Raw genomic sequence first — 11,652 nt, 5'->3', positions numbered from 1 at the left:
CTATAGTACCCTCGGGTCACATAGGCGCAATCACCACGGGAAAACCTGTATGGTCTTCGACACCCTTTACGCCGGGCACCTTTTCGGCCGCTACGCACATGGCTCGCGCTTGCTCAGCGGATTTGACGATAGCCCACAGGTGAACGACACCGTCGATCACGATAACGTTCTCGGTGGGTGCCGCCCACCGATGACCTCGAAGCTCGAGGATCACTGCATCGCGAATCGCCTCATCCGCATCGAGCGCCGCCACGTCAGTTCCCTGAGGCGCGCTCGCCACTGCCTTGACCAGATTCGCCCGGCTAATGATCCCGAGAAGCTGCCCGTCGTACAGCACTGGAACGCGCTTGATTCGCCGCCGCTCCATGAGGTCCGCGACTTCGTTGATGGGCGTAAGCTCAGCCACGGAAATCACGTCGGTGGTCATGACGTCCTTCACCAGGCGCGCGTTTTCCTTGATATACGTTGTGGCGAGATCTCGGTTCGAAGCAAACAAATCGAGCCACCACGAGCGCCGGCGGGTTTCGGTGCCGGTTTCGCGCCTATGAAGCAAGTCGCCCTCACTAATAATGCCAAGCAAGCGGCCTTCGTCATCTACGACGGGAGCGCCGCTAATGTTATTTTCCGCGAATAACCTTGCGGCCTCGCGGACCGGCGTTTCAGGCTGCACCGTAATGACGGCTCGTGTCATGATGTCGCGCGCTCGCATGTCCTTCTCCTTAAAGATCTGATCTGAATCCATGATCCGCCCGTTTCGTTCCGGCAGGGCGTTACGCCGGAAAATTCGCTCGACCCTCAACCTGATGAACGGTGATGCAACCCCCAGACGCCCGCCTTTGCGGTTCGCGCGGCGACGTCGTTCGACGCCTTCAGATGGCGGAAGGCAGCCCCGTGCATCGCGATACGTGGCGACGCTGACTATTCCATTAGCATAACGAATGGATTAAGCGCAGGCCTCGCAACGAACCCGAGTAGTTCGAAGCCCTCGTACAAGCCCGCGCAATGTCGGGCTTGTGGCCTTCAATTCGCCGATAGGCTTGCCGCCCCCTTCCGCCTCGCAGATCCGGGACGCGAGGCGTAAATGGCGAGACCCTGTCGCTCCCGGGAAACGGTCCTCATGACATTGTGGTCCCAGACGAATCAAAAAACACGGCAGATGTATCAACCGATGACGTATATCAAAGTAAGCTTCCAACCACTGTCACCCATACCCCGATATTCGATGTTCCACACGGCGATGCCTTCATCGGCTAACGCGCGCGCCAAGCCGGCGACCTGGGTGAGGCCGCCGTACTTATGCGTCCGACACCCATCATGAATCGGTGCAACCAGCGAATAGGGGCCGCTCCCGGTCTGCTTGAACAGTTCAACGAACCGTGAGGGTGCCGGACGCATAAATAATACGTGCGACCCGCGCGGCCCCTTCAATGCAAGGCAGTCCGCGAGCGTCATCGTCCGAGGGGGTATTTGGAAGCACGGCGTTGCGAATCTCGACGCTTGTCTTGGCGTGCGACCGTTTAGATGCATGGGCGCATTCGAGATGTATCGTCGTCTGCACAGCAATGGGCCGCGTCATCTGGCAGGCGCCGTTGTTCTGCCCGGACGCGGATCGAGGAAAAGATAGGGACCGATTCGCTGCGTTGAGCGCCGCCCACTGCCGCCATGCGAATCGCAAAATTCCACGAGGCGACGGAGCGTTTCAACGCGTCCCCAGTCAGTTGGTTGATGACCGGCCGCCCGAAGCGAGTCCTGGCATTGTTCCGCGAGCGCGAAAATGGCCGAGTGTGAGTACGAGTACGATCACCGACAACGTCGTTGTACGATATTCAATGAAATACGTAACGTTCGATACGCTTCTTAAGCGCATGACGTTGTTAACCGTGATTTGAGGATTTTTGCCGTTTTGCGCCGCTGCTGTCTCAACCGGCGCAGGGATTAGGCGTGAAACAATCTAATGAAACAATCATAACGCTATGATTTGAAAGAAGTTGTTGGCATGAACAACTGCTTATCGATGTTCCACGCGTGTCAGTCCGTGACTGCCTGGTGTGCGAAGCGTTAAAAACTCATCGAAGCTTTGATTTGATGCATGACGTTTGGTACGGCGATCCTCCAGGACCGCCGTTACTGCCGCTTTATGCCGGTTGAATGTTCGACGCCTGTTTGCCCTTGGGCCCCATCTTCGCCTCGTAGGTCACCTTCTGCCCTTCCGCGAGGCTCTTGAATCCCTCTGATCGGATTTCCGAGAAATGCGCGAACAGATCGTCACCGCCCTCGTCCGGCGTAATGAAACCAAAGCCCTTCGCATCGTTGAACCACTTGACTGTGCCAGTTGCCATCATTTTTTCCTGTACTGAGTTTGCCGGACGAACGGCGGTTGCCGAGCGCGAGTGCGCCGCGGATACATATGATGAGCCGATGTTCGGGACACGACAACCGCTCTTGCCGCCAATTTCCAGGTCAAATCGGCACAAAATCCTCCCGTGAAGCTCGCGCGATCAGCACTTTCGACGGAATCTGCAGTCCCTGATTCAACCGTCGGATCATGGCGGGACTCAATCCCCGCTTGGCGATTGAGCACCTCGTACCGTGTTCAGGTGCTTGAGGTACTGCTGCGTATCACTGGCAGTGAGTCCTGAGCCCTGTCTGGTCCATTCAAAACGGATCGCCTCGATCGGATCGGGCAAATCCAGCGTGAGACATTGCGCTTTATTAAGTGTAAGCAAATTGTATGCTTTGGCGCATCTCGCATGTTGCCCCGATCAATGCGCTGAAGAGGCGCGCCGTACGTATCGCAAAATATCAGCGTCGCATGTCGCGAAAAACCAGATTCAGCGACAACTGGAAGTGGGCAAAAGCGTGTGTCCAAAAGATTCACCCCGGCATCGCGAACGCTCGCATGACTTTCTTCATAAAATTTCTGCAACGATCATTAAAAGGCACGCGCTCGTATGTATCGAAGATCTGCAGGTCGACGGCAGGTCGAAATCGTCATCGGGTATCGTCGAAGTGCCGGGTAAGAAGGTGGTTCAGAAGTTGCGCCTTAACAAGGCCATTCTGGATCAGGGCTGGTTCGAATTCCGGCGCCAGTTCGAATCCAAAACGACATGGCGAGGTGACTTCACGGTCGCGGTTTCTGTGGCCTATACAAGCCAGACGCGCCCGCGCTGCGGCCATATAGCTAGGGAAAACCGCGAGACGCGGGCATTTTTCGCGTGCCTACTTTGCGTCCGTACGGCCTACGACGACCACGTCGGTGCTATCGATGTTTTGGAGCGCGGACAGCGCTTGTTTGCGTGTGGATGGCGCAGTCGGGCAACCTGTCGAAGCAAGGCCCCCTTCTCCGCATGAAATCGATCCGGCTCGCCGTAGGTACCCGCCGTCAGCCGGGAGCCGGGAGCCGGGAGCCGATGGACATTACGGCGACGCCTTGGAAATCGTTTCCATTCCGGGTTATCGGCGTCGCCTCATGCACCCGGCCTGTCGCATCAATCCGCGCATCCGCGACACGGACGGGCTGCCACTCGCCTCACGCGTTGCGATCGGGGCCGCACAGTGGCGGTCAGAATTTTTCCCTAAATGACATCGCCCTTTAATCGAGTTCGCACGCAAGCATGGAATCAGCCGCATCTTGCAGCCGCGTTCGCGAAGTCCATCGAAACGGCCGCACGACGCCGTGCAGAAGCTCGGCAACACTGATTGAGTCCGTTTGATTCTTGCGCTGGCTGACCGCTCGGTCAGTTCAGGGGTTTAGATGCTGTCATTGTCCGCGAGCAAGGATTTATAGAGGGCTGTAGCTGGGTTTAAATTTGCGTCTCTCGTCCTCTACGCACATCAGGCGCCGCGTAGTCCTCGCCGGCGCGACGATCAAATCGCGAGAAACCAGTTCGGGCGCTACGAACTCCTGCTGCATCTGGCAGTAGCCGCGCTTGATCGCAGTGATGATTCCATCATCGCCAGCGTCGGGCGCCCTCACCTGCTACGCGTTGCCGGACAAACGCCGAATGTTTTATCGGCTTTGGGTGCGGAGCGCAGGACGCGCAAGTGCCGGGAGTGGGAGTGGGAGCAATCAGCATTTGTCGGTGGGGTCGCGTCGTTTCCGCCTACGCGCTCCACCTTCAAGATCGGACTTAGGAAGACCAACGCAACGACAAGACCAGAGTTCACCCGGGTGAACTTGTCTTCAACAACGACGACACGAAATCGCGAAGTGCTTCCAAAGCTTCGGCCGGTAAGAGTGTCTTATCAATCTCAATCGAAACCCGCTGTGCCGACTCGGTCCATACACCGGCCGAATAGTTCACCCGGGTGAACTCATCCGCGCGCTCATTAACAAGGGCGTTGAATACCGACCGCGCCGACATCCCCTTCCCCTTCACACTACTTGCCGCCTGCAACACCGCCCCCGCGTCCGCCTCGATCACCTTCCGAAGCCGCTCAGCCCATTTCGGCTGAATGTCATTGGGCGAGCCAAATGCATCAACCACCGCTTTCGGCAGTTCTGCGAGCGCGCTATACCGACTCACCAGGCCCTTGGTTTTTCCCAGCACAGCGGCGATCTCAGACCAGTTCTTGTAAAGCTTAAGGTCTATCCCTCGCTTGTAATGGAGCGCCAGTTCGTAGGCTGATAGATCTTTCCGTTGTTCGTTCTCACGGCTCATTTCCTCAAACAACGCCTTATCCGACATTCCTTCCTGGATAAGCGCCAGCACCTCAAGTCCAAGATCAAGACATGCACGATGACGTCGATGGCCAAACACAATCTCAAACGTGCCGTCGCTCAACGACCGAACTTTGATCGGCTGGACATTCACACCGGCACTTGCGATTTCCTGTTTGAACGCCTCGAACGAAGCCCCAGCGAACGAACTTTCCGTACGGTTCGCGAACCTGGACGGTTTGACCAATTCCGGCCGAAGCTTACGGGTTGGAAGTGAACCTTCATACAATGCGAGCTTTTGCTGCGTATCAGCCAGATCCTTCTCGACCTTGCCGAGCTCGCCCGTAAAGTCCGTGACAGCATTCATTGCAACACGCGGCGCCCTGCGTTCAAACCGCGGCAACATCTCAGGATCAAGTGCCGCAGCGGCCAATCGAAGCGCCTCTTCTTTCTTGCTCGTCATCCTTCAATCTCCGTTAGTCCGTTGCCCAGACGCGGCGAATCTGCGCCTCGACCTGATCGATTGCCGCGTCGTAAGCAACGCGCGCCGTTTGATATGTTTTCGCGCTGCCCGTATATTTTGTGATGTCGTAGACCGTCGAGAATTTGGTCCCAGATGAACTCGATACAACCGTCTTTGGAATCTCGCCAGTCATCAGCTTGTCCCCGTATGCGACCTTGACCCATTCCCGCACGACACTTTCATTCACGTTACCCTGGCCCTCGGTCATGCACAGCAACACATTTATAAATTTCCAAACCTTTTCGCCGCCGGCTTGTTCCGCAATCGATGTCGCCAATCCCGAGAATAATGTCCAGAACTGACTTGAGCTCGCGAAGTCCATTCCACGGGGAGGAATAGGCATGATCAATCCGTCTGCGGCGAAAAATGCGTTCAGCGACAAATACGAGAGGGTAGGGGAGGTATCGATAAGAACCACGTCGTATTCCGCACGGAGATCTTCCAATCCTTTGTTGAGCACATCGTAGAAACGAAATCCAGGTTCGCGCTTTGATTGCCGGCTCGGGATGTGAAACTCCGCGGCAAACGCTACTGGGCTGCAACCCACAACGTCCAATCCGTCCCAGTACGTTGGTTTGATCGCGTAACGAAGCGAAGTCTGATCGCCTGCGCAAAGCGGAAGAACCGTATCCTCCTCCTGTACTTGCGTGTCGGGAAGATATCCGCAAAGACTCGTGAGCGATCCCTGCGGGTCGAGATCGATACACAGCACCCGATAACCCAATAGCGACAAACCCTGCGCCATGCACATCGTCGTCGTGGTTTTACTGACGCCGCCTTTGCTGTTGCCCGTTGTCACGACCACCGCACGGTCACCGGGCTTGCGCATATAAGACCGTCCATATGCGCGAGCCCATAACCGTGCCTCGGCAAGCGTAAAATCTCGCTTGGCTTTGTTAATTTCCTTTCCTGCAGGAAGATCGCCTTTAGCGACCCGCCTCATCAGCGCACTGCGATCGATCCGGCACAGCGCAGCGAGTTGAGTCACCGAAAAGGTCGGTGCTTTTTTGAGGTAGTCAGGCGAAAAGATACTATTTCGGACTCGCTCGACAACGTCCGCAACCCGGTTCGCTTGGTCCTCAATGTCGCTGATTGTGTAGCCATTGCGTAGAGGATCTATCATTAATCAATCCGATCAAAAATTGTTGTTGTGGCTTTAAAAAGTAATCGACACTAGAATACTCGATCACGAGCACCTATCAAAGCCAAATGAGTTTAAAGAAGACGTCCAGCCTTATCTCGCCAGAGTTTTTCGGAGAAACTCGAGGCGACGCAGCGATCGCGCCGAGGGAAACGGCGCTGGATATCGTCGCGCGGCTGGAAAAGTCGATGGCCCATCGCAAAACGGCGCCGACAGAAACACCTCGCGCCCCTACGCGAGTGCAGATTCCATTGTGGTCAGAAGAGCATCGCCCGGTTCTTCACGACCTCGTCCGTTCCGCGCTTTTCACATGCGGCCAGAGAGACGCACGCATGGACTTGAAGGCCAAGCCCATCTATGCACTCGAGCACATCCGGATTACGTATACGGGCGAAGAACTGCGGCAGCGCGACTATGACGTCTACCTCCAAATTCTCCATCTATCACGCGGCATTACCGTTGATAGTCGCCAGGAATGGGTGGAATTCGACGCGCGCGCGCTCATCAAACTGCTCGGATGGACGCAGAATTCGCGCAGTCTCCTGGAATTGAGGGAAACAATACGGCGTCTGACCGCGTGTGCCCTTGAGGTGACGCGTGCGCGCACTAAAACGAGCGTACCGGTCGTGTATGGCGGCCCGCTCCTCCTGAAATACGCCGGGGCACAGGAAGGCAGCTTCGACGAAGTCACGTTCTGGAAGGTCCAGATCAATACGGAGGTCGCGGCTCAGCTCAAGCCGGGTGACTACACTCGCATCGACTGGAAGATCCGCGCCCAATTGTCGCCGCTGGAGAAATGGCTTCACGCGTTCTATTCCACGAACCAAAACCCGTATCCAATGAAAGTCGAAACGATCCACAAACTTTGCGGATCGCGAATGGCCGAGATCAAGTTCTTTCGTCGCGCTATCAAGGCGGCCCTCGTACGTCTCGCCGAAGTGGGATTTCTATCTTCGTGGCAGATCGACGATACCGATAAGGTCAAGGTCGTTCGCAGTCAAATGATCACCGCTGAAGGCCCCAGCGTCGCGGCTACCGATTAAGCCAGCCAGTTTCCCGCCGCGCACAACCCAAAATCCGAGTCAAATACTCACCACCGGCCAAAAGCCTTGGTGCGTATTTGACTTTAATGATCGCTACAAATCCCCCGTTGCTGCCTGATAATCAAGTCAAATACTCACCGACCACCCAACTTGGCCTCCCGAACAGCCCACTTTCCTGCAAACCTGCCGCGATTCACACAAATCGACGCGCAGTCACACCCTATCGAACGATTCCCATCGTTATCCACACAGGCCTCAGTCAAATGCTCACCACATTCAGTCCGATGGTCACCTGATCCAGTCAATTGATCACTGCGGCCAGTCAAATGGACACCCAGATGAGTCAAATGCTCACCGACGCTTCCGCCATCTCCTTGATTTTATAGAACAATATCGGGTCGACGAAGCGTGCTAGAAGGTTTTAAGAAGGTTTCAAGAACTTCTTAAGCTCGCTTCGCGATTTTATAAAAATAAAGTGCGATCAAACCCAAACCCCTTGGCCGCTAAAACGATCACTCTCCGCGCGCCTCCCGCGGGGAACCTATCGGCCACACGCAACTGGACACGCTGTTGACGCCGCGGTGATTGCGACACTGGGCCGCAATAACATGCGATGCTAGCCAAGCCTCTGACATAGACCGTGACCAGCGCTCATGTCGCAGGTCTATCCCCCTCGCGACAGGCGCCGTGAATCTACGTAGCGCTGTCCGAACCATGCCCCGAACGGCGTTCAAGCTCGAAGCGCGCGATGATCGCTACCGCGGCCTTACACTGGTCGACATCGAGCAAGTGGATGGAGCATTTTTGTTCGTCGATGCTCAGAAGGCCCGCGAGCCATTTGTATCCCTTGGCCCGGGCGGCAAATATCTTGCCGCCATCACGCCGCACCTTCCCCTCGGCCATTGGCTCGAGCGCTGAATGAAGCTTGCCCTTCCACTCGCGCAGTTCTGCGTTGGCGAGTCGTCCGAGCGGAACGTTGCGGGCGCTACGCGCAAAAACGCCAATCCATGCCTGGCACGGCGTGCACACCCAAAGCGGGCCGTGATCATCGCGGTAAGGGTACGGCTCATCGCCGAACCGCGTCAATTTGGCGTTGGCACCGCAGTATTCGCAGACAGGCTGCGGCGCAAGTGGGACGGGGCGGCCGACGCGCATAAGTCGAAGGAAGTTTGGAAAACCGAAATATAGCAAAAGGCATAACGCCTGCAGGTCTGAGCAGTTCAGCCTGTGACGCAGCAAGTTTTCCGAATCCCAATGCCAAGCTACGCAGGAAAAAATTGCGACCTGGTTGGCAGGGCAGTCGTGCCGGAACCACGCAGCCGACTATAGACGAAAAAAAGCCCGCTCATGATGGCGGGCATAATCCATATCAGTGGAGACATGGAGGAGACGAAATAAGTATAAACCCTTATCTACATCCTGCGCAACTTATTTTGGTGCTTTCGGTGCAACAGCCTGATAGAGAGTCCAATTACTGCGCGTCGGCGCAAGTGGAGCACAGGTCTGGAGAATGAAGCACGAATGACCGATTCGAAGATCCATCCTGATCCGGGTCGCTGATCGATCTCAACCCTCTGCGCTCCTTCGGTGCCACAGCGAGCGAAATTCGTTCGCAACCGTGAGGCGACCGTAGACATGCATATGATCACCAAAGCAGAGATGAAACTCAGCCAAGCTTGCGCTATTTACCGTGCAGCAGTTCCGCTCAATATTAATATCAGTAATCCTGATCACATAGATTTCATTCGCATCCGTCGCCTTATCTCGACAGAACCACGACTAGTGCCAGTAGCTACGATGGAGTCGATGCCGGGTGCCATCGCAGGGATCGAAGGAAAACGCTCGAAGCCATCATTAACGCCCACCGATGCGCGGCAGGGCGAGCGACTTCGCCTGCGCCCGCATGTAGCATAGAGCTTGCACCGTTATTACCCCGGGCCACAGATCTCGCCCCAAGGCATGAGGTTTCCCAGCGATGTCCAGACGTCATGAACCTGTCGCAGACCGCCTGTTCTTCGCGATCTTTCCGAACCAGCACGCCTGTGCACGCATTGCGCAAGTGGCGGATCGGCTGCGCGTCGAACACGGCCTGCAAGGCAAGCTGCTGCCAACGAGCCGCCTGCACGTCACCTTGTTTTTCCTCGGTGACTACGCCGGTTTGCCGCCGGAGATCGTCGCGAGAGCGAGTGAAGCGGCCGCCGCCGTCGCACTGCCGCGGTTCAATGTAGTGTTCGACCGTGCGAAAACTTTCTCCGGCAAGCGGCGCAGCTTGCCATTGGTAATGCTTGGAAGCGACGGTGTCGCCGCGCTTAATCGGCTTCATCGGGATCTTGGCAAGGCATTGGAGGTGGTCGGACTAGGGAGTCAGTGGAATACGGACTACACGCCGCACGTGACCCTGCTTTACGACAGCCGTTCTGTCGCCGATCGGGTTGTAGAGGTTGTCGATTGGCCCGTAGAAGAGTTCGTCCTCGTGCATAGCCAACTCGGCCGATCCAAGTATGTTCCGCTTGCGCGGTGGCCGCTCTTGTCCCAACGTGAATCCTGACCGTGCGTCGTGCCGCCCGCGACGTGCAGCCTCCAGGCGTAATGTCGAGCCGACCAAGCACGAAAGAGCCTCCATCGCCCGAGCGTGCTGTTCAGCATTGGGTCTGCAACACCCGGGCGAATCGCGTCCTCTTCGACGCGCGGGTCCAGCCACCGTTCGACCCCTTCCTTCGCCATAGCGTCGCGCCCAAGCACCACGGCGTCGTGTACGAGGCGCGTCGCACGGCCGTATGAGACGCGGGGCGTCCGCATGACCGGCAAAGCCATTGCTCGATCGTGAGCCGGCTATTACACGCGAGCCTCGAACGGCGGCCGTTCCTTGCGCCGCTCAAGCAACTCCGGCCGGGCTGTGTAACACGGATTAGCCAGCCACGCGGCAATCTCGTCGTGCCAGTGCTGAAAACCGGTTCCATCGAGCTCAAACGCCTCGTCCAGGTGACCGTTGTCGCGCAGGTACACACCAGCGACCTGGTCGCCGTCCCAGTACGCTACGGCGAAATCGGTGAGGTCCGCGGTCACGCCACGGGGCTGATCGCGCAATAGCATGGCGAGTTGGGCTTGGAGGGTGTCGCAGTTCATGTCCATGACGGGCTCCTCGATGTGACAACTATGAGCATGAACGATCCCGGCAGCGAGAGCTAGACGCAAATGCGGCGGGGAATCAGCCGGTCATTGAAGGAGTTGCGAACCGGAGGTCGTTGCTGCATCGCAAGGTGCGCTTTCTGCCTTCTACGATAGGGTTCCGAGTTGCCCGAGCCCGGTGCGATGCCGCTGTACGGGTGAGTGATCCGACCGAAACCTAAGCCTTTCTGACGCTCTCAGCGCTGCGGATACGCAGGAACGCCAAGACGCTCGATTCGCCTTGGCCGTCGCGTCATCGATGACGACAATAGGTGAGGGCACAGGAGAGCATCCGATGGTTGCCGCGCAGGTATGCAAAACGAGCGCCATCACGGACGTTAGAATGGGTCGGAAATTCTCCGTCGGAAATTTTGGCGGGAGGCCCATTTTTGGATTGATTAACAGCTAGGAGAGACGTGGATATTTTCTATCACTGGAGGGACTTCGCGCTTGATGTGAAGGAGGGACGTGTGGGTACGCTCGGCTCTGACGGAGCGGTGCTTGAACAACTCAAGGAACGCCTGCCACGCAAGGTCTGGACATTTGTGACGCCGAAGGGGAAAAGGGGTCGGTTACAACTCGTCGGCTCGTTTTTAATCACGGAGACGAAGCCTGTCTCGTTCGTGCCCAAATGGAAACACAACCTGTTCTACGATGTCGCGTCTCCTCGAACGGTGCTCTACACCGACGCGGCCAACCCTGAAAAGATTGATGAAGTGAGCGACTATTTCAATCGGCGATTCAATGCCACGGGCAAATCGTATTTGCACGGGGAAAAGGGGATTCGGGAAATGGAGGCGGATGTTGTGCGCGGTTTTGAAAAGCTCGTGCAAGACTACGCGACAGTCCAGCTATTGGATGGATTGCCCGGGATACGCTAAGCGGCGGGTGACAGGGTGAAACGCCGCGCCGGCATCTCGACCGCGACTGGGTGCAGAGACGGGGTGGGGCTAGACGTTCGCGCAGTGACGTGCGCGAGCGTTAAACGGTTCGACTCGGGTTGAAGTGATGCGTTGCCCGAAAATATGCAACTAACCGTCTGACGCATTGACGTCCACGAGGACGAACCGACGGAGGCCCGGCCGCCAAGGCGGCAGCCTCGGTCGGCGCTAGTCGA

11 protein-coding genes are annotated in these 11,652 nt (G+C 56.8%); 5 read left to right on the top strand and 6 right to left on the bottom strand.

Translation table 11 applies throughout. The features are described from left to right. Positions 1-16: 16 nt before the first annotated feature. On the bottom strand, positions 17-742 hold the full coding sequence (locus WCA53_RS20575; RefSeq protein WP_423914980.1) for a CBS domain-containing protein: 726 nt from the start codon (positions 740-742) through the stop codon (positions 17-19). Positions 743-2,135: 1,393 nt separating this feature from the next. Then, on the bottom strand, positions 2,136-2,339 hold the full coding sequence (locus WCA53_RS20570; RefSeq protein ID WP_423914978.1) for a cold-shock protein: 204 nt from the start codon (positions 2,337-2,339) through the stop codon (positions 2,136-2,138). Between the two features lie 508 nt (positions 2,340-2,847). Here WCA53_RS20570 and WCA53_RS20565 point away from each other — a divergent pair. Next, positions 2,848-3,351, top strand: coding sequence for a zinc ribbon domain-containing protein (locus tag WCA53_RS20565; RefSeq protein WP_423914976.1), 504 nt, complete (start codon positions 2,848-2,850; stop codon positions 3,349-3,351). An 812-nt stretch (positions 3,352-4,163) separates the two neighbouring features. On the opposite strand, the gene WCA53_RS20560 is transcribed toward WCA53_RS20565, so the two are convergent. Beyond that, complete coding sequence (locus WCA53_RS20560; protein WP_423914973.1) at positions 4,164-5,123, bottom strand: ParB/RepB/Spo0J family partition protein; 960 nt, start codon at positions 5,121-5,123, stop codon at positions 4,164-4,166. 13 nt (positions 5,124-5,136) lie between these two features. Continuing rightward, complete coding sequence (locus tag WCA53_RS20555) at positions 5,137-6,306, bottom strand: AAA family ATPase (RefSeq protein WP_423914971.1); 1,170 nt, start codon at positions 6,304-6,306, stop codon at positions 5,137-5,139. A gap of 86 nt (positions 6,307-6,392) precedes the next feature. Here WCA53_RS20555 and trfA point away from each other — a divergent pair, with 86 nt between their 5' ends. After that, positions 6,393-7,367 carry a plasmid replication initiator TrfA gene (trfA, locus tag WCA53_RS20550; RefSeq protein WP_423914969.1) on the top strand — a complete coding sequence of 325 codons (975 nt, stop codon included), beginning with the start codon at positions 6,393-6,395 and terminating at the stop codon, positions 7,365-7,367. 693 nt (positions 7,368-8,060) lie between these two features. On the opposite strand, the gene WCA53_RS20545 is transcribed toward trfA, so the two are convergent. Continuing rightward, entirely contained in the window at positions 8,061-8,522 is a 462-nt protein-coding gene (locus tag WCA53_RS20545; protein WP_423914967.1) for a zinc-finger-containing protein, read from the bottom strand. 480 nt (positions 8,523-9,002) lie between these two features. Here WCA53_RS20545 and WCA53_RS20540 point away from each other — a divergent pair, with 480 nt between their 5' ends. Further along, on the top strand, positions 9,003-9,281 hold the full coding sequence (locus tag WCA53_RS20540; RefSeq protein ID WP_423914965.1) for a hypothetical protein: 279 nt from the start codon (positions 9,003-9,005) through the stop codon (positions 9,279-9,281). A gap of 61 nt (positions 9,282-9,342) precedes the next feature. Continuing rightward, a complete protein-coding gene (thpR, locus tag WCA53_RS20535; protein ID WP_423914962.1) occupies positions 9,343-9,915 on the top strand; it encodes an RNA 2',3'-cyclic phosphodiesterase in 573 nt (190 codons plus the stop codon). 287 nt (positions 9,916-10,202) lie between these two features. Here thpR and WCA53_RS20530 read toward each other — a convergent pair whose 3' ends face one another. Further along, the gene (locus WCA53_RS20530) at positions 10,203-10,499 is read right to left on the bottom strand and encodes a hypothetical protein (protein WP_423914960.1); all 297 of its coding nucleotides are present in this window, start codon (positions 10,497-10,499) and stop codon (positions 10,203-10,205) included. Between the two features lie 452 nt (positions 10,500-10,951). Between WCA53_RS20530 and WCA53_RS20525 the strand changes: the two genes are divergently transcribed. Beyond that, complete coding sequence (locus WCA53_RS20525) at positions 10,952-11,416, top strand: hypothetical protein (protein ID WP_423914958.1); 465 nt, start codon at positions 10,952-10,954, stop codon at positions 11,414-11,416. Positions 11,417-11,652: the final 236 nt, after the last annotated feature.

Source organism: Caballeronia sp., from assembly GCF_049581465.1.
Classification (GTDB): Bacteria; Pseudomonadota; Gammaproteobacteria; order Burkholderiales; family Burkholderiaceae; genus Caballeronia.
The sequence above is the reverse complement of the archived record's forward strand: the minus strand, read 5'-3'. Positions and strand labels throughout refer to the sequence as shown.

Coding starts and splice junctions, on each gene's coding strand:
- WCA53_RS20575 (WP_423914980.1), bottom strand. CDS start 742: ATGGATTCAGATCAGATCTTTAAGGAGAAGGACATGCGAGCGCGCGAC.
- WCA53_RS20570 (WP_423914978.1), bottom strand. CDS start 2,339: ATGGCAACTGGCACAGTCAAGTGGTTCAACGATGCGAAGGGCTTTGGT.
- WCA53_RS20560 (WP_423914973.1), bottom strand. CDS start 5,123: ATGACGAGCAAGAAAGAAGAGGCGCTTCGATTGGCCGCTGCGGCACTT.
- WCA53_RS20555 (WP_423914971.1), bottom strand. CDS start 6,306: ATGATAGATCCTCTACGCAATGGCTACACAATCAGCGACATTGAGGAC.
- trfA (WP_423914969.1), top strand. CDS start 6,393: ATGAGTTTAAAGAAGACGTCCAGCCTTATCTCGCCAGAGTTTTTCGGA.
- WCA53_RS20545 (WP_423914967.1), bottom strand. CDS start 8,522: ATGCGCGTCGGCCGCCCCGTCCCACTTGCGCCGCAGCCTGTCTGCGAA.
- WCA53_RS20540 (WP_423914965.1), top strand. CDS start 9,003: ATGCATATGATCACCAAAGCAGAGATGAAACTCAGCCAAGCTTGCGCT.
- thpR (WP_423914962.1), top strand. CDS start 9,343: ATGTCCAGACGTCATGAACCTGTCGCAGACCGCCTGTTCTTCGCGATC.
- WCA53_RS20530 (WP_423914960.1), bottom strand. CDS start 10,499: ATGGACATGAACTGCGACACCCTCCAAGCCCAACTCGCCATGCTATTG.